Source organism: Pseudooceanicola aquaeponti (assembly GCF_050897975.1).
Classification (GTDB): Bacteria; Pseudomonadota; Alphaproteobacteria; order Rhodobacterales; family Rhodobacteraceae; genus Pseudooceanicola.
Map to the genome: position 1 here is coordinate 139715 of NZ_JBPAXY010000002.1, position 19690 is coordinate 159404.

The 19690-nt window shown below is 68.9% G+C and carries 19 protein-coding genes and 1 tRNA gene; 16 read left to right on the forward strand and 4 right to left on the reverse strand.

Features of this window, described 5'->3' with window-relative positions; all coding sequences use genetic code 11:
• The first annotated feature begins 7 nt into the window (after positions 1-7).
• From ACRARE_RS04340 to ACRARE_RS04385, 10 genes are all read left to right on the forward strand, one after another.
• Positions 8-247 carry a hypothetical protein gene (locus ACRARE_RS04340; protein ID WP_432655183.1) on the forward strand — a complete coding sequence of 80 codons (240 nt, stop codon included), beginning with the start codon at positions 8-10 and terminating at the stop codon, positions 245-247.
• Positions 244-591, forward strand: a complete 348-nt coding sequence (locus ACRARE_RS04345) for a hypothetical protein (protein WP_432655184.1) — start codon at positions 244-246, stop codon at positions 589-591. Before ACRARE_RS04340 ends, ACRARE_RS04345 begins: the two co-directional genes overlap by 4 nt.
• 73 nt (positions 592-664) lie before the next feature.
• Positions 665-931, forward strand: coding sequence for a hypothetical protein (locus ACRARE_RS04350; RefSeq protein WP_432655185.1), 267 nt, complete (start codon positions 665-667; stop codon positions 929-931).
• A 32-nt stretch (positions 932-963) separates the two neighbouring features.
• Positions 964-2178 (forward strand): DNA polymerase III subunit beta family protein, encoded by a 1215-nt coding sequence (locus ACRARE_RS04355; protein ID WP_432655186.1) that lies wholly within the window; start codon positions 964-966, stop codon positions 2176-2178.
• A gap of 21 nt (positions 2179-2199) precedes the next feature.
• Complete coding sequence (locus ACRARE_RS04360; protein WP_432655651.1) at positions 2200-2511, forward strand: DUF2312 domain-containing protein; 312 nt, start codon at positions 2200-2202, stop codon at positions 2509-2511.
• Positions 2511-2864, forward strand: coding sequence for a hypothetical protein (locus ACRARE_RS04365; RefSeq protein WP_432655187.1), 354 nt, complete (start codon positions 2511-2513; stop codon positions 2862-2864). The genes ACRARE_RS04360 and ACRARE_RS04365 overlap by 1 nt, the downstream gene beginning before the upstream one ends.
• On the forward strand, positions 2864-4882 hold the full coding sequence (locus ACRARE_RS04370; RefSeq protein ID WP_432655188.1) for a DNA cytosine methyltransferase: 2019 nt from the start codon (positions 2864-2866) through the stop codon (positions 4880-4882). The genes ACRARE_RS04365 and ACRARE_RS04370 overlap by 1 nt, the downstream gene beginning before the upstream one ends.
• Positions 4879-5070, forward strand: a complete 192-nt coding sequence (locus ACRARE_RS04375; RefSeq protein ID WP_432655189.1) for a hypothetical protein — start codon at positions 4879-4881, stop codon at positions 5068-5070. Before ACRARE_RS04370 ends, ACRARE_RS04375 begins: the two co-directional genes overlap by 4 nt.
• Positions 5067-5357 carry a helix-turn-helix domain-containing protein gene (locus ACRARE_RS04380; protein WP_432655190.1) on the forward strand — a complete coding sequence of 97 codons (291 nt, stop codon included), beginning with the start codon at positions 5067-5069 and terminating at the stop codon, positions 5355-5357. The genes ACRARE_RS04375 and ACRARE_RS04380 overlap by 4 nt, the downstream gene beginning before the upstream one ends.
• A complete protein-coding gene (locus tag ACRARE_RS04385) occupies positions 5270-6259 on the forward strand; it encodes a tyrosine-type recombinase/integrase (RefSeq protein WP_432655652.1) in 990 nt (329 codons plus the stop codon). The genes ACRARE_RS04380 and ACRARE_RS04385 overlap by 88 nt, the downstream gene beginning before the upstream one ends.
• Positions 6260-6272: 13 nt before the next feature.
• Here ACRARE_RS04385 and ACRARE_RS04390 read toward each other — a convergent pair.
• A tRNA-Arg gene (locus tag ACRARE_RS04390) sits at positions 6273-6349 on the reverse strand.
• Positions 6350-6584: 235 nt separating this feature from the next.
• Between ACRARE_RS04390 and ACRARE_RS04395 the strand changes: the two genes are divergently transcribed.
• The 3 genes from ACRARE_RS04395 to ACRARE_RS04405 all read left to right on the forward strand — a co-directional run bounded on the left by ACRARE_RS04395 (position 6585) and on the right by ACRARE_RS04405 (position 11671).
• Positions 6585-8960: a methyl-accepting chemotaxis protein gene (locus ACRARE_RS04395; protein WP_432655191.1), complete on the forward strand. Its 2376-nt coding sequence runs from the start codon at positions 6585-6587 to the stop codon at positions 8958-8960.
• 485 nt (positions 8961-9445) lie between these two features.
• Positions 9446-10471, forward strand: a complete 1026-nt coding sequence (locus tag ACRARE_RS04400) for a LacI family DNA-binding transcriptional regulator (protein WP_432655192.1) — start codon at positions 9446-9448, stop codon at positions 10469-10471.
• On the forward strand, positions 10472-11671 hold the full coding sequence (locus ACRARE_RS04405) for a winged helix-turn-helix domain-containing protein (protein ID WP_432655193.1): 1200 nt from the start codon (positions 10472-10474) through the stop codon (positions 11669-11671).
• A 95-nt stretch (positions 11672-11766) separates the two neighbouring features.
• On the opposite strand, the gene ACRARE_RS04410 is transcribed toward ACRARE_RS04405, so the two are convergent.
• From ACRARE_RS04410 to ACRARE_RS04420, 3 genes are all read right to left on the reverse strand, one after another.
• Entirely contained in the window at positions 11767-12555 is a 789-nt protein-coding gene (locus tag ACRARE_RS04410; protein WP_432655194.1) for an FAD binding domain-containing protein, read from the reverse strand.
• Between the two features lie 62 nt (positions 12556-12617).
• Positions 12618-14984 carry a xanthine dehydrogenase family protein molybdopterin-binding subunit gene (locus ACRARE_RS04415; protein ID WP_432655195.1) on the reverse strand — a complete coding sequence of 789 codons (2367 nt, stop codon included), beginning with the start codon at positions 14982-14984 and terminating at the stop codon, positions 12618-12620.
• Between the two features lie 92 nt (positions 14985-15076).
• On the reverse strand, positions 15077-15556 hold the full coding sequence (locus ACRARE_RS04420; RefSeq protein WP_432655196.1) for a (2Fe-2S)-binding protein: 480 nt from the start codon (positions 15554-15556) through the stop codon (positions 15077-15079).
• Positions 15557-15794: 238 nt separating this feature from the next.
• Here ACRARE_RS04420 and ACRARE_RS04425 point away from each other — a divergent pair, with 238 nt between their 5' ends.
• From ACRARE_RS04425 to ACRARE_RS04435, 3 genes are all read left to right on the forward strand, one after another.
• Complete coding sequence (locus ACRARE_RS04425) at positions 15795-16475, forward strand: response regulator (protein WP_432655197.1); 681 nt, start codon at positions 15795-15797, stop codon at positions 16473-16475.
• 228 nt (positions 16476-16703) lie between these two features.
• A complete protein-coding gene (locus ACRARE_RS04430; protein WP_432655653.1) occupies positions 16704-17771 on the forward strand; it encodes an FIST signal transduction protein in 1068 nt (355 codons plus the stop codon).
• On the forward strand, positions 17768-19573 hold the full coding sequence (locus ACRARE_RS04435; RefSeq protein ID WP_432655198.1) for a sensor histidine kinase: 1806 nt from the start codon (positions 17768-17770) through the stop codon (positions 19571-19573). Before ACRARE_RS04430 ends, ACRARE_RS04435 begins: the two co-directional genes overlap by 4 nt.
• Positions 19574-19690 lie beyond the last annotated feature (117 nt).

Below are 19690 nucleotides of genomic sequence, written 5' to 3' on the forward strand. Positions count from 1 at the left end.
GGCTCTCATGCTGACGCCTGACGAAAGCGCGCGCCTGCGGTCCGACTGGGCCGCGCGGAAGGCCGCCCGCGGCACCCCGATCCCGACCGAGCGGCTCTCGCGCCTCACCCCGCACCACCTGGTCGGCCCGGCCCCGCTCTCTGCCGAGATGGCCGAGGTCCTGGACATCACCGAGTGCTGCCGCGGCAAGGTCCGCGCCCTGATCGCCCGCCGCGCCGCCGGGCAGGGGCCGGAGGACGCCGCATGAGCGCCCCTGTCGCCCATACCCCCCACGCAATGCACGACGTCAGCCTTCAGAAGGCCTTGGCGCAGCTGACCACCACCCTGCCCGAGGCGGCCTTTGCCGGGACGCCCCTGGCGGGTTCCGACACCCGGGATCGCGCCTATATCCTGCTGCTCTCGCACCAGGCCACGCAGCGCGAGGCCGACCGGCTGCGCACCGCCCTGGCCGATCTCTGCGGGATGGCCGAGGACGCGCCTTGTCTGCGACGGGCCCTGGCGGCGGATCTGGCCCCGCAAGAGGCCCTGCTGCACCTGGCCGCCCGCGAGGAGGTCCCCGAAGGCGCCCTGATCGAGGAGGACGGCGCATGAGCCTCTTCCCCCTCGCCCTCTGCGGCTGGCTGCTGACCACCGCCGCCCTGGTGCTGATCGCCGGGGGGCCCGCATGACCGGGCGCCTTCTCGACCTGCACGGCCTTGCGGCCTTCCTCGACCGCCTGGCCCCGCTCAGCGGCACGGTGCTGCAGGAGGCCGTCGTCTGTGCCGCCCTGGAGGGCGGCGGCGTCTTCCGCGTCACCCCCACGGGTCGGGCCGTCCTCACCCTCTACCGGATCCCCGCCAGCGGCCCCTCCGAGGCCGAGGCCATCGCTGCCTGGATCACCCGTGCCCGCGAGACCCTGGCCGAGGCGCGCGCCCTGCCCGCCTGTCTCTGACTTCCTGACACCACCACCGGAAAGGACCCGCCATGTTGCACCAGATGCCCCGCGCCGCCGCGCCCGCCCCGGAGAGCTCAGACGGCGTCAGCGCCACCGTCGCCCTCGCCGAGCTCCGCCTGGCCGCCAATCGCCTCGCGCGCGTCGTCCAGCGCTGGAACACCATCCCGGCCCTGGGCTGCGTGCGGATCCGGTTCAAGAGCAACCAGGTTACGCTGGAGGCCACCGATCTAACGATGACCCTCGCCCTGGATCTCGACGCCCAGACCACCGGTCCTGCGGATCTGGTTGTTTCGCATCGGGCGCTGGCGGGCTTCCTGCGCGCCGCCCGGGGGCCGGTGACCCTCACCCACCTTCTCGGCGGCGACCATGACCGTGTCCGCCTCTCCGATGGCGAGGTGCAGGTGACCCTGCGGCTGAGCATTCCCCCGGAGGACTTCCCCCAGCCTGTCACGGCTCTGGACCCCGTGGGACGGCGCGGCGCGGGCGAGATCTCCCTGTCCGGGGCCCAGGCCCTGCGGCTCTTCGATCTGGGCCGGTCCTGCGTCAGCCACGAAGAGACCCGCTATTATCTCAACGGCACCTTCCTGACGACAAAGCCCGACGCGGGCACCCTGCGCGCCGTCACCACCGACGGCCACCGCATGGCCATCATCGACTGCGACGCCCCGGCCCGCTTCTCCGAAGAGCCCCGCGCCGACGGCAGCAAGGCGACCGACCGCCCCGACGGGATCATCATCCCGGTCCGGGCCGTCGATCTGCTGATCGCTATCGCGCGCAAGGCGGGCAATGCCCCGCTGACCTTCCACGCCGGTATGCGGCACCTTATCGTCACCGCGCCCGGGCTGCGCCTGGGGATCCAGGGCATCGACGGCACCTATCCGGATTATACCCGGGTCATCCCTCCAGCCTCCGACGCCTTCACCGCCCATCTGTCGGCCAGTGCCCTCACCCGGATGCGCACCATCGCCAGCGCCACCTGCTACGGCCGCAGCCTGCCCCTGCGCCTGGATCCCGGCGCGGGCCGCATGTCCCTCACCATGCCCGATGGCGTTGATCTCAGCATCGCGCTGCAGGGCCACGCTGATCAGGATGGGATGACGGCAACCTACAGCCTGGCCCAGCTCTCCGAGTTCGCCCGCATCGCCCCCGCCTTCACGCTGACCTCTGCCGGGCGCGGCGAGCCCGCCCGCATCGTCACCGAGGATCCGGATGCGCTCTGGGTTCTCATGCCGCTACGCGACTGAGGGAGCCGGGCGATGACCGACATGGGGTTCCCGAAGGCGTCCAAAGAGGATGCAGGCCTGAAAGAGACCGAGGCCGATCGCGAGGTCCGCGACGGCGCCTTCCGCGTGGCGGCAGGCGAGCTTCGCAGCTTCACCGAACGCTTCGAACTGCTGGCGGCGCAGAAGAAGGACATCGCCGAGCAGCAGAAGGCGGTCATGGCCGAGGCCAGGGGGCGCGGCTACGACGTGAAGGTCCTGCGGCGCCTCATCGCCCTGCGCAAGCGCGCACCCGACGACATCGCCGAGGAAGAGGCGGTGCTACAGATGTACAAAGACGCCCTGGGGATGAGCTGATGCGCTGGATCCTCTGCGCCCCCGTCCTCGCCTGCCCGACCATTGCCGCCCTCGCGGCCGCCGCCCTGGCGCAGGGTGGCAACCTGGTGCTGCTGGCGCTCGTCCTCGCCATGACCCTGGCCCCCTATGACGCAGCCCGGACGGCACAGGACGGCACCGCGATGCCCCGCCTGCTGCGCCGGATCGCCCCCTGCGGCCCCTACCTTCCCGGCGCCGCGCCGGGCGCGGGCTGGCTGTTCGGCCAGGCCCAGGACGGCCCCGCGCTGGCGACCCTGGTGCTCTGCACCGGGCTGGCCACCCTCGCCCTGCTGCCCGCCTACCACGCCCTTGTCTCGACCCCGGAGGCCTCCTGATGGACGGAGCGCATCTTCTCGACCTTGAACTGGCCGGTGACACCCGCGAGGCGCCCCTCGGCCCGCCGCTGATCGTCGACAGCTTCGCTGGCGGCGGCGGCGCCTCGACCGGCATCGAGATGGCCCTGGGCCGAGGCCCCGACATCGCCATCAACCACAACCCGAAGGCGCTGGCCCTGCACGCGGCCAACCACCCCGACACCCTGCACCTCAGCGAGAACGCCTACCGCGTCGATCCCCTCGACCACCTGGCGGGCCGCCATATCGGCCTGATGTGGTTCAGCCCCGATTGCCGCCACTTCTCCAAGGCCAAGGGCGGCGCGCCCGTGGCCCGCAACATCCGCGATCTGGCCTGGGTCATCCCCGGCTGGATCGAGCGCATCCAGAAGAGCGGCGGCCAGGTGGACGTCGTCATCATGGAGAACGTCGAGGAGTGGAAGACCTGGGGCCCGCTGATCGAGACCCCGCGCGGGCCGATGCCCTGCCCGCAGCGCCGGGGCGAGACCTTCGACAAGTGGCGCAAGGCCATCCGCAAGCTGGGCGGCAAGATGGAGACCCGAGAGCTGCGGGCCTGCGACTATGGTGCGCCCACGATCCGCAAGCGGCTCTTCGTCATCATCCGCTTTGACGGCCAGCCCATCGTCTGGCCCGCGCCGACCCACGGCGCCCCGGACGATCCCCGCGTGATCGCGGGGGACCTCAAGCCCTGGCGCACCGCCGCCGAGTGCATCGACTGGTCGATCCCCTGCCCGTCCATCTTCGACAGCGCCGAGGAGATCCGCGCACGCCTCGGCCTGCGCGCCGTGCGCCCCCTGGCCGACAAGACCCTGGCCCGCATCGCCCGCGGCATGGCCCGCTATGTGCTGCAGGCCAAGGCGCCCTTCCTGGTCAACCTCACCCACGGTGGGCGGGTGGAGGCGGCCACCGCGCCGCTGCGCACCATCACCGCCGCGCACCGCGGCGAGAAGGCGGTTGTGGCCCCCAGCCTCACCCGCTTCAACACCGGGGCCACGGGCGCCGACCTGCGCGGCCCCGCCCCGACCATCACCGCCAACAGCTGGGTCAAGCGCCCGGGGGGAGCGGCGCCGCTCGGCCTTCTGGCGCCTTGCCTCGCCAGCCTCGCCCATGGCGACAGCGGCGGGCGCCGGGAATATCCTCTGACCGATCCCCTGGGCACCATCACCGGGCGCGGCATCCAGCACGCTGTCGTCTCGCCGGTGCTGACCTACTCCCAGCAGGGCGGGAGCAACCGGGCGCCCACCCTGCCCCTGCACACGATTTGCGCCAGCACCAAGGACCAGAACGCCGTCCTGCTGCCCACGCTGATCCAGACCGGCTACGGCGAGCGCCCCGGCCAGGCACCGCGCGCCCTCGACCTCGGCAGGCCGCTCGGAACCATCGTCGCCGGTGGCGCGAAACACGCCGCCTGCGCCGCCTTCCTTGCCCAGCAGAACGGTGGGCCGCGCATGGGGTCTCACGCAGGCGATGACGCGCGCGATCCGCTGTCCACCGTCGCCGCCAGCGGCAGTCACCAGACGCCCGTCACCGCCTTCTTTGCCAAGTACTACGGCACCGGGGATGGCGCTCGCACCGATGCGCCCTGCCACACCATCACCGTGAAGGATCGCATGGCCCATATGCAGGCTGCCCTGCAGGCCCCGCCGTTCACCGAAGCCCACGAGGCCCGCGCCCGCGAGGTCGCCACCTTCCTGCGCGCCCATGGCGTCTGGGACGGCGGCGACCTGGTCACCCTCGACATCGCAGGGACCCGCTACGTCATCGCGGATATCGGCCTGCGGATGCTCACCCCGCGCGAGCTCTTCACCGCCCAGGGCTTCCCCCGCGACTACGTCATCGAGGGCGTCTGGGAGCAGGACAGCGATGGCGCCTGGGACTGGCAGAGCTTCACCAAGGACACACAGGTCGGCTGCGTGGGGAACTCCGTCTGCCCGCCTGTGGCGGCTGCGGTGGTGAAGGCGAACTGTGGGCAGTTGGTGAAGAGGGAGGAAGTGGCATGACCTTGCAATCCAAGCGAGGCAACCTGGACAGAGCCAGAGCTCAGGCTGATAGCTACGCGCGCAAGGCGTTCAAGACCGAAATTCGGATCGGATTCGGCTTGGGCCTTTTCATCGTAGCAGTGTGCTGGCGGATGCTCATCGCGGGCCTCATCGCGGGCGTCGCGCCTAAACACTGGGGGCTGCTATGACCCATCAAAACCGCCCATATTCTCCGGATGATCTCGCTGCACGATGGGGTTGCAGCGGTGAAACTGTCCGCAGCATGATCCGGGACGGAAGCCTGCCTGCCTTCCGAGTCGGTCGCATGTACCGGATCCGGCCAGAAGTTGTGGAGCAACACGAATGCGCGAATACCGAATCGGAAGACTCAACGGTCGCTTCGTCGTCATGTGGAATGGGCCCGATGGCAAACGGCGACGTTTTCGTCTTGACGCACACACGGCCAAGGAAGCGGAGCGCGAAGCCCGCGACCTGATTGTCAGCAAGACGGCTCCAGCGCAGGGCACCACCGTTCAACAGATTTGGGAGGCTTACCAGCTGGAAGTCGAAGGTCGGAGACAGGCCTCCAAGATGGCGCAGACCGGCAAGAATGTCCTCCCTGACTTCGGCCACCTTTCCGCGACGCAGGTTACGATCGACGACTGCCGCCGCTACATTGCCAAGCGCCGCAACGGTGGCCGCAAGGATGCCACGATCCGGACCGAACTGGGATGTCTGCGCACCGCGCTAAAATGGGCGGAGAGATCCAAGCTCATCGCCTCGGCACCCGCGATAGAGCTGCCGCAAACGCCCCCGCCAAGAGAACGCTACCTTACCAGGCAGGAAGTCGAGGCGCTGCTCGCCGCCGCAGGCGAGCCTCACGTTCGGCTTGCCATGCTGCTCATGCTGACCACCGCTGGACGCATCGGGGCCCTGCTGGAACTCACCTGGTCGCGCGTCGACCTAGAGCGGCGCATCATCAAGCTCTCGACCAACGACATCGGCCCCCGAAAAGGCCGAGCGACAGTTCCAATCAACGACACGCTGCTGGCAGCCCTGACGACCGCACAAGCGGCCGCGCGCTCTGACTTCGTTATCGAATGGGGCGGTAAGCAGGTTGGTTCGATCAAGACCGGCTTCAATGCCGCCGTCGCGAGGGCAGGAATCGACCACTGCACACCACACGACCTTAGGCGGACCGCCGGGCGTTTCATGGCGGAAGCGGGGGTCCCGATTGAAGAAATCGCCCAGTACCTCGGCCACTCCAACCCGAACATCACCAGGTCAACCTACAGCCAGTTTTCGCCAGACTACCTGCGCCGCGCAGCTGGTTCGCTTGAGTTCGGCGGGCCAACCTTGGTTCAACGAACCAAAGAGAAAACCCCCAAAAACACATAAGTCATTGATTTAATGGTGACCCCGGCAGGATTCGAACCTGCAACCTGCCCCTTAGGAGGGGGCTGCTCTATCCAGTTGAGCCACGGGGCCGCGGGCCTGTCTTACCCCCTCTGTCCGGGCTTGTCATGGGGCCTTTCGCGGCGCCGATCCCTTCAATGCGAGACAAAAATCGCCCTCTCCAGGGGCCGAACCGTCGCGGTTTAAGCTGTCCTTAAAGTGGCGGTGCCATAGCTGGCCCAGATTTTCGGACGGCGACCCGGGTCGGCGCGCGCAGGCGTGCCGGGCACGGGGCGGATGCCGCCATCTGTGCAAGAGGGTTGACGACATGACGGCGATCAAGGGCTTCGGCCGGGCAAAGGGCGGCGATGGCGCGTCCTTCTCTCCGCTGAGTAACATGCGGCTGGCGGTGAAGCTTCCGCTGATCCTGACGGCCTTCGGCCTGATCGTCGCCTCGGTGCTGACGCTGACCTCCTATACCAATGCCCGCGCCCTGTTGGAGGCCGAGCTGGAGCGGAAGTTCCTGATCGCCGCCCATAGCCGCGCCACCCAGATCACCGACACGCTGGAAGAGACCGAGGGGCTGATGCGGGCCCAGACCGAGGATCCCACGGTCATTGCCGCGCTGAACAGCTTCCTGCTGGCCTGGACCGCGCTGGACGGCACCCCGGGCGAGACGCTGCGCCAGCTGTACATCCGCGACAATCCCAACCCCCGGGGTGACCGCGACCTGCTGATGAGCGCGCCGAGCGGGTCGCAATTCGACCGCGTCCACGCCAAATACCATCCCTTCCTCGACCAGTTCGCCTCGGTCCGCGATCTGGAGGACGTCTATCTGATCGAGCGCGACGGCAATGTCGTCTACTCGGTTGAAAAGGAAGATGATTTCGGCACCAACGTGTTGACCGGCCCCTATCGCGACAGCGCGCTGGCGCGGGCCTTCACCCGGGCGATCGAGGCCGGGGGGACCAATTCCGTCTTCGAGGATTTCACCGCCTATGCCGCCGCCCAGGGCGAACCCGCCAGCTTCCTGGCCCGCGCCGTGCTTGGCCGCGACGGCAGCCCCCTGGGCGTGCTGGTCTACAATATGCCGACCGACCGCTTCAACACGATCCTCAACAGCGCCGATGGCCTGGGCGAAACCGGCGAGGCCTATCTGATCGGCACCGATCTGCGCCTGCGCAGCAATTCCCGTTTCGACGACGGCGCCGAGATGTTGCAGGCGGGGCCGAGCGGCCCGGCCCTGCGCTCTATCCTGGAGGGCGAGACCGAAACCTTCGTCTCGGGCATGGGACTGCGTGGCACCCCGGTCGAGATGATGGGCCATGAGGTCGAGTTTCACGACACCCCCTGGATCGTGATGATCGAACAGGCCCAGGACGAGGTCTATCAGCCGGTCTTCGACCTGCGGAACCAGCTGCTGACCCAGGTGCTGGGGCTGATGGTGGTGCTGACCCTCCTCGGGCTGCTGATCGGCCAGTCGATCTCGAAACCCTTCGTGCGCATTGGCGAGGCGATCAAGGGTGTGGCCGATGGCGACCTGAATTCGGCCATTCCGATGACCGGGCGCCGTGACGACGTGGGCACCCTGGCCAGCAACCTGGAGAACCTGCGCGGCAAGCTGTCGGGGGCGGCCGATATGCGGCGACGCCAGGAACAGCAGGCGCGCAATCAACATGCGGTCGTCGAACACCTGACCGCCGCCATCGCGCAACTGGCCGAGGGCAACCTGACCGGCGTGATCCAGCAGGAATTCGCCGAGGATTACGAAGGGCTGCGCAACGGCTTCAACGCCGCGCTGCTGAAACTGAACAGCTCGATCTCGGAACTGGTCAGCTCGGCCCGCGAGATCGACAATTCCGCCCATGATGTCGAGAACGCCTCGAACGACCTCAGCCAGCGGGCCATCGAACAGGCCGCCAACCTGGAAGAGACCGCCGCGGCGATCACCCAGCTGTCGGCCTCGGTGAAATCCACCGCCGACAGCGCGGGCGAGGCGGACAATATCATGACCCGCGCCAAGCAGGGCGCCCAGCACAGCGGCGAGGTGGTGACCCAGGCCATGGTCGCCATGGACAAGATCGCCACCTCTTCGCAGAAGATCACCCAGGTCACCTCGGTGATCGAGGATCTGGCCTTCCAGACCAACCTACTGGCCCTGAACGCGGGCGTCGAGGCGGCGCGGGCGGGCGAGGCGGGCCGGGGCTTTGCCGTGGTCGCCTCCGAGGTGCGGGCCCTGGCGCAGCGCAGTTCCGAGGCGGCGAAGGAGATCAACCAGCTGATCCAGGAAGCGGCCGAAAACGTGACCGGCGGCGTAGAACTGGTAGAAAAGGCCGGGAAAAGCTTCGAAAGCCTGATCGGCGAATTCGACAAGGTCTCGGCCTCGGTCTCTTCCATCGCCACCGCCGCGCGCGAGCAATCGGTGGGCCTGGAAGAGATCAACACCGCCGTCGACCAGCTGGACCAGGTGACGCAGAAAAACGCCGCCGTGGCCTCTTCGGTGCATGGCACCGGCAAGCTGATGGTCAGCGAAGCGGCGAAGCTGAACCGCATCTCGGCCAGCTTCCGCTGCGACGACAGCAAGGTACGCCGGGCGGTCAGCGCCAGCGCGGCCGCGCCCCAGGCCAGCCAGACCCGCGCCGTGGTCAACGCCCCCGCCCCGCTGCCCGAGGCTTCGGGCGGCGACGAATGGTCCGAATTCTGAGGGCTTCCCTCTCCCATCCCTCCCCCAGGGAGAGGCAAGAGCAGGGGCGTGTCCAACCGGACGCGCCCCTGTTGCCTGGCGCCAGGGAGGGGCGCGCGCCCCCGGCCCGCAACCGGACGCCCTCGAATGCGCCGCCACGCCAGGCGGCAGCAGGGGTGGTGGAACACAGGGCGGGTCAGCAGGCCGCAAGGCACGGGACGACAGCGCCGGAACACCGAGGTGGCCTTGCCAAAACGAGCGCCGGAAACACAGCGTTACAATGGCCGCGACAAGGGGCGCGGCACGACGGGTCTCCGCCCCTGACCAGGGCCAGGGATCGGCGCCCCCAAGGTCCGCGCCCATCGGTGGCCCCCTGCCGGGGCGGCCCCCGGGCGATTGCCTGCTTGCTGAACCGCGCTCCGGCGGGATAGCATCGGGCAACTCCCTGCCGGACCGCCGCTTGCGCGGCCTCTGCCCGCTCCGGCGCCACAGACAGGACCGCGCCCTTGACCAGACCGACCAACCGCCCGCTGACCCTTCGCGATGTGTCCGAAGCGTCGGGCGTGTCGGAAATGACCGTCAGCCGGGTGTTGCGCAACCGCGGCGACGTCAGCGAGGCGACCCGGCAAAAGGTGCTGCTGGCGGCCAAGCGCATGGGATACGTGCCGAACAAGATCGCCGGCGCCCTGGCCAGCCAGCGGGTCAACCTGGTCGCGGTGATCATCCCCTCGATGTCGAACATGGTCTTCCCCGAGGTGATGACCGGCATCTCGCGCGTGCTGGAAACCTCGCCCTTGCAGCCGGTGGTCGGCATCACCGATTACCAGCCCGAGAAAGAAGAGACCGTCCTTTACGAGATGCTGTCCTGGCGCCCCTCGGGGGTGATCATCGCCGGGCTGGAACATTCCGACGCCTCGCGCGCCATGCTCAAGGCCTCGGGGATCCCGGTGGTCGAGATCATGGACACCGACGGCACGCCGATCGACAGCGCGGTCGGCATTTCGCACCGCCGGGCGGGCCGCGAAATGGCCCGCGCCATCCTGCGGGCGGGCTATCGCAAGATCGGCTTCATGGGGACCAAGCTGGGCCGCGATCACCGCGCCCGCAAACGGTTCGAAGGCTTCACCGAGGCGCTGGCGAAAAGCGCGGTCGAGATCGCCGATACCGAGTTCTACTCCCAGGGCTCGGGCCTGGGCAAAGGGCGCGAGATGACCCGCGCCATGATGGGCCGCCGCCCCGATCTGGATTGCCTCTACTATTCCAACGACATTGTCGGCGCGGGCGGCCTGCTGTGGATGCTGGAACAGGGCTATGACATCCCCGGGCGCGTCGGCATGGCCGGGTTCAACGATGTGGAACTGCTGAAGGGCCTGCCGAAAAAGCTGGCGACGATGGATTCCTGCCGCGAAGAGATCGGCCGCCGCGCCGCCGAGATCATCCTGGAACGGGTGGAAAACCCCGACACGCCCCCCTCGGGCAAGGTCGAGCTGAGCCCGAAGATCAACTTCGGCGACACCCTGCGGATGGGCTAGGTGACCCGCCCGGTCCTGGCCAATGCCCCCGCGCGGCGGCTGTTCCTGCATCGCCACCAGCTGGGTCAGGCGCCTGCGGGCCCGGGCAAGGGCGCCGATCTGCTGGCGCTGATCGGCCGGCTGGGCTTCGTTCAGGTCGACTCGGTCAACACCCTGGCCCGCGCCCATGACATGATCCTTTACACGCGCCGTCCGGCCTATCGCCCGGCGCATCTGTCGCAGGCCATCCAGTGCGACCGCAGCCTGTTTGAACACTGGACCCATGACGCCTCAGTCGTGCCCACGGCCTATCTGCCCCACTGGCGCCTGCGCTTTTCCCGCGACGCGGAACGGCTGCGGGGCCGCTGGCCGCGCTGGCAGGGTGAGGCCTTCCTGGCCGAGCTGGAGCAGGTGCGCGCCCATGTCACCGAACATGGCGAGGTCTCTTCTGCCGATCTGAAGGCGGCGGAGGCCGAGAAATCCACCGGCTGGTGGGACTGGCACCCGTCGAAGGCGGCGTTGGAATACCTCTGGCGCAGTGGCGAGCTGGCGATTTCGCGGCGCCAGGGGTTCCGCAAGTACTACGACCTGACCGAGCGGGTTCTGGGCTGGCCCGACCCGCCCCCCGAGGCCGAAACGCTGGACTGGCTGATGGCGGGCGCGCTGGACCGGCTGGGCTTTGCCACCAGCGGAGAGCTGGCCGCCTTCTGGGACATCGCCACCCCCGCCGAGGCCCGCGACTGGGCCCGGCGCGCCCTGGCCGCCGGGCAGGTCGAGGAAATCGAGGTCGAGGGCACGGACGGCAAGCGCCGACGCAGCCTCGCCCGCCCCGGCACCCTGGCCGAGGCCGCCGCCCTGCCCCCGGCGCCGCCACGCCTGCGGGTGCTCAGCCCCTTCGACCCGGCGCTGCGCGACCGGGCGCGGGCCGAGCGGCTGTTCGGCTTTCACTACCGGATCGAGATCTTCGTGCCCGCGCCCAAACGGGTCTACGGCTATTACGTCTTCCCCCTGCTAGAGGGGGAACGCATGGTGGGCCGGATCGACATGCGGGCCGAACGCGACAGCGGCACCCTGGCCGTCAGCCGCCTGTGGCCAGAGCGCGGCATCCGGTTTGGCCAGGGTCGCATCGCCCGGCTGGAGGCAGAGCTGGAGCGGGTGGCGCGCTTTGCCGGGCTGGAAAGGGTCCGCTTCGGCTCCGACTGGCTGGCCGCGCCAAAGTGAAAGGGGCCGCCCGCAGGCGACCCCTTTTGATCTGTCCGTGCCGCAGGATCGTCCCCGCGTAGGGTGCATGACAATGCACCAACCGGCAGCCGCGCCTAGCCCGCCGCGGTCACCGCGCGCCCGGTCAGCACCTTGGCCAGATGCGCCCGGTACGCGCCGGTGCCGTGCAGGTCCGACATCATGCCCTCGGCGTCCAGCGACTGGCCCGAAATCGCCCCGGCGGCAAAGTCCGACGACAGCGCCGCCTCGGCCTCGGACCAGCGGAACACGCCCTCTTCCGAGGCCCCGGTGATGGCCACGCGCACGCCATCCGCGAATTTCGCCACGAAGACCCCGGCCAGGGCAAAGCGCGAGGCGGGCTGTTCGAACTTCACATAGGCCGCCGCCTCGGGGATCGGGAAGGTGACGCGGGTGATGATCTCGCCCTCTTCCAGGGCGGTGGCGAACATGCCCTCGAAATAGTCGTCCGCCGGGATCTCGCGGCGATTGGTGATCACCGTCGCCCCCGAGGCCAGGACGGCGGCCGGATAGCAGGCCGCCGGGTCGTTATTGGCCAGGCTGCCGCCGATGGTGCCACGGTTGCGCACCGCCGGATCGCCGATGCCGCCCGCCAGGGCCGCCAGCGCCGGATAGATCCCCGCCACCTCGGCGGCGACACTGGCATGGGTGGTGGCGGCGCCGATGGTGACACGGCCCGCCTCGCTGCTGACCCCCTTCAGCGCCTCGATTCCCAGCAGGCTGACCAGCGTGCCGGGCGCATTCAGGCGCTGTTTCATCGTCGGGATCAGGGTCTGACCGCCCGACAGGGGCTGCGCCTCGTCATCGGTCAGGGCCGCGACGGCCTCTTCAACCGAAGAGGGGCGGACGAAGTCGAAATTATACATGGGTGTTCTCCCTCAGATCGCGGCGCGGGGCCCGGACCGGGCCCCACAGCCTCCCTCTCGGTTCAGCCGTTCATCGCGGCCCAGACTCTGGCGGGCGACAGCGGCATGTCAATATGCGTCACCGCTTTCCCGTCCCGTTGCAGCGCATCGACCACCGCATTGACCAGCGCGGGCGGCGAGCCGATGGCCCCGGCCTCGCCACAGCCCTTCACCCCCAGGGGGTTGTGGGTGCAGGGGGTCTGGCAGGAATGATCGACCTCGATCATCGGCAGGTCCGAGGCGCGCGGCATGGCGTAATCCATGTAGCTGGCCGACAAAAGCTGGCCGTCCGCGTCATAGACGCAGTTTTCCAACAGGGCCTGGCCGATGCCCTGGCCAACGCCGCCCTGTACCTGGCCCTCGACAATCATCGGATTGATGACATTGCCGAAATCGTCTGCGGCGACAAAGCTTTGCACCTCGACCCGGCCGGTGTCGGGGTCCACCTCGACCTCGCAGATGTAGCAGCCCGAGGGGTAGGTAAAGTTCGCCGGATCGTAAAAGGCCGTCTCTTCCAGCCCCGGCTCGATGTCATCCAGCGGGTAGTTGTGCGGCACATAGGCCGCCAGGGTCACGTCGCCCCAGGCCACGGATTTGTCGGTGCCCGCGACGCTGAAGGCGCCGTCCTTCAGCTCGATATCCGCCTCGGCGGCCTCCATCAGATGGGCGGCGATCTTCTTTGCCTTGGCGATGATCTTTTCCGTCGCCCGCACCATGGCCGAGCCGCCAACCGCGATGGAACGTGAGCCGTAGGTGCCCATGCCCATGGGGGTATTGGCGGTGTCGCCGTGGACGATCTCGACCTGATCCGGCGCGATGCCGATCATGTCGGCCACCACCTGCGGGAAGGAGGTTTCATGCCCCTGGCCATGGGAATGGCTGCCGGTCATGACCACGATGCCGCCGGTGGCGTTCACCCGCACCGTGGCGGATTCGTAAAGCCCCGCCCGGGCGCCCAGCTGGCCCACCAGGTTAGAGGGCGCGATGCCGCAGGCCTCGATGTAATGCGACAGCCCGATGCCGCGCAGCTTGCCCCGGGCCGCCGATGCGGCGCGCCGTGCCTCGAAGCCCGCGTAGTCGGACATGGCCAGGGCCTTGTCCAGGGTCGCCTCGTAATCGCCGGTGTCGTATTCCACCGCCACCGGGGTGGCATAGGGGAACTGGTCCTTGCGGATGAAGTTCTGCCGCCGCAGTTCCGCCGGATCGACGCCCAGTTCGCGCGCCGCCTTGTCCACGACCCGTTCCAGCTGGAAGGTCGCCTCGGGGCGCCCGGCGCCGCGATAGGCGTCCACCGGGACGGTGTTGGTAAAGACCGCCTTCACGTTCACGTAGATCAACGGGGTGCGATAGTTGCCCGCCATCAGCGTCCCGTGCAGCCAGGTCGGCACCGAGGGGGCGAAGGTCGACAGATAGGCCCCCATGTTGGCGTAGGTGTCGGTGCGCAGGGCGGTAAAGTTGTTCTCGGCGTCCAGGGCCAGCTGGATCGTGGTCACATGGTCGCGCCCGTGCGCATCCGAGATGAAGGCCTCGGACCGGGTCGAAGTCCATTTCACCGGCCGCCGCAGCTGTTTGGCGGCAAAGGTGCAGAAGGCCTCTTCGGCATAGTGGAAGATCTTGGTGCCGAAGCCGCCGCCCACATCGGGCGCCACGACGCGCAGCTTGTGTTCCGGGATGCCCAGCACGAAGGCCCCCATCAACAGGCGGATCACATGGGGGTTCTGCGAAGTGGTGTAGAGGGTCGAGCTGTCGTCATGCAGGGCGTAGTCACCGATGGCCACGCGCGGCTCCATCGGATTGGCGACCAGGCGGTTGTTGACCAGTTCCAGCGTGGTGACATGGGCGGCCTTGGCAAAGGCCTCTTCCACCGCCGCCTTGTTTTCCTCGACGAAGCCCCAGTCGTAGCAGAGGTTCGAGGTCAGGTCGTCATGCACCAGGGGCGAGCCTTCGGCCACGGCCTGTTTCATGTCGATGACGGCGGGCAGATCCTCGATGTCCAGCTCGATGGCCTCGGCGGCATCGCGGGCCTGGTCCAGGGTCTCGGCCACCACGGCGGCGACAATCTCGCCCACATGGCGGATCTTGCCTTCGGCCAGGATCGGGTGCTTCGGCTCCTGCATGGGTTGGCCGTGCTTATCGGTCACCTGCCAGCCGCAGGGCAGGCCGCCGACGCCCTCGAAATCCTTGGCGGTGAAGATGCGCAGCACGCCGGGCATTTCGGCGGCGGCGCTGGTGTCGACGGCGTTCAGCCTCGCATGGGCCACATCGGCGCGCAGGAAATGCACATAGGCCTGGCCGCGCAGGTTGATGTCGTCGGTGTAACGTCCGGTTCCGGTCAGGAAACGCAGATCTTCGCGCCGCTTCACGCTGGCGCCGATGCCGTCCTTGGGCATGGTCTCTCCTCCCTTGGGTGTGCCACGGGATCCGTGGCGGCGCGCAATGCGCCTGACGGGCCGCGCCCCTCCTCCGGGCGCGGGACCGGGGGTTACTCGGCCGCCATCGCGACCGGCTGGCCCGAGGCCGCCAGGATCGCCTTGACGATGTTGTGGTAGCCGGTGCAGCGGCAGATGTTGCCATCCAGGTGGTGGCGGATCTGCGCCTCGGTGGGCTGCGGGATCTTCTCCAGCAGGGCCGCGGCGGCCATCACCATGCCGGGGGTGCAGAAGCCGCATTGCAGCCCGTGATGATCCTGGAAGGCCTGCTGGATCACCGAGAGCGAGCCATCGGCATTGGCCATCCCCTCGATCGTGGTGACCTCGGCCCCCTCCGCCTCGGCGGCGAACATGGTGCAGCTTTTCACCTGCTTGCCGTCCACATGAACGGTGCAGGCGCCGCATTGCGAAGTGTCACAGCCGATATGGGTGCCGGTCAGACCCAGCTCCTCTCGCAGGAAGGCCGACAGGAGCGTGCGCCCCTCGGCCTCGCCACTGACCGGCCGGCCATTGACGCGCATGGTGACTTTCATTCTTTCCTCCCTAGGTGGCGCAAGGTCACGCGGCCCTCCCGCCGCGGCCATAGCTGCCTTGGCAAGAAGGCTAGGCCCGCCATCGGGGCAGAGGCCATACGACTAAAGTCGTAGTGGCGGAGAGACGCTATTGTGAGTCACCGATAGGTTGTGGATCGATTGCCATGTGGACGGGCGCCTTTGCCAGAACGCCGGACGTCATGTAGCATCAGATCAGTCGAGGCGGAGGGACACGCCCATGGATCATAACCGCATGGATACCGCGCTGGTCGTCGATGACCACCCGTTGTTCTGTGACGCGCTGGCCCTGACCCTGCGCAGCGTGGCGGGGATCAGCGACATTCGCCAGGCCGCCACCCTGGGCGAGGCGCTGGAGCTGTTGCAGACCCAGGGCGTGCCCGACATCGTGATCCTGGATCTGAACCTGCCCGACGTCACCGGGCTGGACGGGCTGGTGCGGCTGCGCAATGCCGCCAGTGTGCCGGTGGTGGTGGTCTCGTCGATGGCCGAAGACCGGCTGATCGCCTCGGCCATCCGCGCCGGGGCGGCGGGCTATATCCCCAAGCACAGCGACCGCGAGGTCTTCCGCACCGCCTTTGACCAGCTGCGCCGGGGCGAGCCCTTCGTGCCCGAGGATTACCTGAGCAGCGGTGACAGCCCGGACGACAGCGGCGCCATGGACCGCGACGAGGCTCTGGCGCGCATGGCCACGCTGACCAACCAGCAGGCGCGCATCCTGGACCTGATCAAGGCGGGCAAGCTGAACAAGCAGATCGCCTTCGAACTGTCGATCGCCGAGACCACGGTCAAGGCCCATGTCACCGCGATCATGCGCAAGCTGGGGGTGCAAAGCCGCACCCAGGCGGCCCTGCTGGCCAGCGAGGCCAGCTTCAGCCACGTCCTGCAACGGGAGGGCTGAGCGCTGGCGAACCTCGGCGACGCCCCCGATACCGCCGCGCCCGATGCCGGCACCGGCCCCCAGGCGAGCCCGCTGCGGCACAGACCCGCCCCGGCGCGGAAGGCCCCACACGGCCCCGAAACCGACCCGCCCCGCATCCTGCGTTCCGCGTCGGTCGCGGCCTCGGCCCCCGACGCGGCACAGCAGCTGGCCCGGGTCCTGGCCCCGGAAGATCTGGATTGCACGCTGCTGTTCACCTCCTCGCCCGCGGGCCTGGCCCGGCTGCACGCCCGGGGCAGCGCCTTTCGCGACAGCCGGGTCATCAGCTGCATCGGCGCGGGCGAGATCGGCCCCGGCGGCTATGCCGAAGGCGGGGTGATGGGGCTGGGCCTGCCCCGCAGCCATTTCCGCGCCCGCACCCTGGCCTTCACCGAGACCGAGGCCCAGGCCACCGCAACGCTGGTGCGCCGCATCCTGGCCGCGCGCAGCGCCCTGCAACGCGAGGTGCCCGGCTGGACCGAGGATTTCGCCCTGCTGCTGATCGACGCGCAGCGCCTGCCGGACGAGGCGGTGGCCGCGCGCATCGCCTCGGCCCTGGGGCCGATCCCGATGATCGGCGCCACCCTGGGCGCCACCGACGGCCCCGGCGACAGCGCCGCAGATCCGGCCGCGCCGCGGCTGTTCTGCGGCACCGGCGGGCCAGGCTGCGCGGCCCTGTTGCTGATGGTGCGCGGGCGTTGCCCGGTCCGCCCCTTCCGCAGCGATCACTTCATCCCGGCGGCGCGGCGCATGGTCGTCACCGGGGCCGATCCGGCCTTCCGCCTGGTGCGCGGCATCAACGGCGCCCCGGCGGCGCACGAATACGCCCGGCTGGCGGGGCTTGATCCCGCGCACATGGGCCTGGAGGATTTCATCGCCCACCCGGCCCTGGTGCGGGTCGGGCAAGAGCACTTCATGCGCACCATCCGCCGCGCGACGCCCCATGGCGGGCTGGAATTCCACTCGGCCGTGGGCGAGGGCATGGTGCTGACCCTGGCCCGGGCCGAGGACATGGCCCAAAGCCTGGACCGCGACCTGACCCGCCTGGCCCGGCAGGGGCCCGATGGCGCCGCGCCGCTGGCGATCCTGGCCTTCGATTCGCATCTGCGACGGATCGAGGCAGCCCAGCGCGGCGCCCTGCCCCAGCTGTCGCAGATCCTGGCGCAGCACCGCGTCTTCGGCCTGTCCAGCCGGGCCGAGAACCTGGGCGGGCGCCACCTGAACCACAGCCTGACCGGCCTGGCCCTCTATCCGCCCATCCACGGGGCCGCCCCATGACCCCGATCTCGGACCTCATCGACCCGTCGGAACCGACCGACGTCCAGATCGCGCGACTGCACAGCATCGCCGAGGCGCTGATGCGCCGCGTCGAACAGCAGCCCGACCTGTCGGAGGCCACCTTTGCCCAGTTGCAACGCACCAGCCTGCTGGAACAGGAGGTGCATACGCGCACCCGCGAGCTGGAAGAGACGCTGGACCTGCTGAACGCCTCGAACGAGCGCCTGGCCAGTTCCTACCGCGAGAAAGAAGCGGTGCAGACCAACCTGATCAACGCCATCGAGGCGGTGCAGGGGGGCTTTGCCCTGTTCAGCCGCGACGAAGAGCTGATCCTGTGCAATTCGCGCTTCGGAATGCACATGCCCGACCTGCGCGCCGCCCTGACCCCGGGGATGACCTTCGAGGAATATATCGATCTGGTCAGCCGCTCGCCCCACCTGACCCTGCCGCCGGGCGAGACCCGGCAAGAGTGGAAACGCCGCCGCATGTCGCGGCACCGCGACCAGAACCTGCGGCTGAACGTGCGGCTGAACTGGAACCGCTGGGTGCAGGTCAGCGAACACCGCACCCCCGACGGCGGCATCGTCATCCTGCAAACCGATGTCACCGACATCATGCGGATCGAACGGCAGGAACGCGAACGGATGCTGGACGATCAGGCCCGGCTGATCCGCGCCACGCTGGAGCATCTCGACCAGGGGGTCTGCATCTTCGACCGCCAGGCGCGGCTGGTCGGCTGGAACCGCCGGGTGGGCGAGATGCTCGCCTTCCCGCTGCGCATGTTCTACATGGGCATCCACGCCGAAAAGCTGGTGGACTGGATGAGCGAAAGCTTCACCTTCACCGACGGCATCGAAGGCGACATGGTCCGCGCCTGGACCCGGCGCGAGGACGGGCGCCCGCCGCTCAGCTTCGAGATTGAAAGCGACGGCAGCCTGACCCTGGGGGTCTTCGCCCAGGAAATGCCCGACCGCGGCTTCGTCATCAGTTTCACCGACATCACCAACGAACGCGCCGCCGTGCGCGCGCTCAGCTTCCTCAACGAGGCGCTGGAGGCGCGGGTGTCGGAACGCACCGAAGAGCTGGAGGCGGCGCTGGAAGAGGCGGCCCTGGCCAATGAGACCAAGTCGCGCTTTGTCGCGGCGGCCAGTCACGACCTGTTGCAGCCGCTGTCGGCGGCCAAGCTGTTCCTGTCCTCGGCCGAAGACGAGGCCTCGGCCGAGGCGGCGCCGATCCTGGGCAAGGCGCGGCGGGCGCTGGAAAGCGTGGAACATCTGATGGATGCGCTGGTCGACATCTCGCGCCTCGATTCGGGGCGGACCGAGGTGCATGTGGGCAGCGTCTCGCTGTCGCGGCTGATGCGCCAGCTGGCCGATGAGATGGCCCCCGAGGCGCGGGCCAAGGGGCTGGATCTGCGGGTCGTGCCAACCTCCGCGGTGGTGGCCAGCGACCCGACCTATCTGCGCCGGATCCTGCAAAACCTGCTGACCAATGCGGTGCGCTATACCCGCGAGGGCAGCGTATTGATGGGTGCCCGGCGGCGCGGCCAGCGGGTCACCATCGAGGTGATCGACACCGGCCCCGGCATCCCCCCAGACCGGATGCGCGACATCTTCCGCGAGTTTCAGCGTCTGGATTCCGCCGCCAGCGCGTCAGAGGGGATGGGGCTGGGCCTGGCCATCGTCGAACGCGCCTGCACCCTGCTGAACCACGACCTGAGCGTCGAGTCCGAGCTGGGCCGCGGCACCCGCTTTGCCGTCACCCTGCCGGTGCTGCGCTACGGCCCGGCCCTCGGCGGCTGACCCCGGCGCCGCTGTCGCAGCACCGGCCCCGGCTCGCTCACGCCTGATCCGGGCGCCAGCCTCTGTGCCGGGCGCTAGCTCCCCCATGCCCCTCCCGGTGCCCAGGCCCCACGATAT